1 protein-coding gene is annotated in these 218 nt (G+C 66.5%); it reads left to right on the top strand.

From position 1 onward, the window contains the following. Positions 1–15: 15 nt before the first annotated feature. Positions 16–218: transglycosylase domain-containing protein (locus ACGWYJ_RS39180; protein WP_395111783.1), on the top strand; the 203-nt coding region annotated here is incomplete at its 3' end.

The raw sequence follows: 218 nt of genomic DNA, 5'->3' as shown, positions 1-218 counted from the left end.
CTCACCGGCGGCGAGGTGCAGGGTGGCTCCACCATCACCCAGCAGCTCGCCCGCAACTACTACCAGGGCCTCAGCCAGGAACGGACCGTCGCGCGCAAGCTCAGGGAGATCCTCATCTCGGTCCGGCTGGACAACGAACGCAAGAAAGAGGAGATCCTGGAGCTCTACCTCAACACGGTCGGGTTCGGCCGCCAGGCGTACGGGATCCAGGCCGCCGC

The sequence above is a fragment of the Actinomadura sp. SCN-SB genome (assembly GCF_043906805.1).
In the GTDB taxonomy this organism is placed as follows: Bacteria; Actinomycetota; Actinomycetes; order Streptosporangiales; family Streptosporangiaceae; genus Spirillospora.
This window is presented reverse-complemented; position numbering and strand designations above follow the sequence as displayed.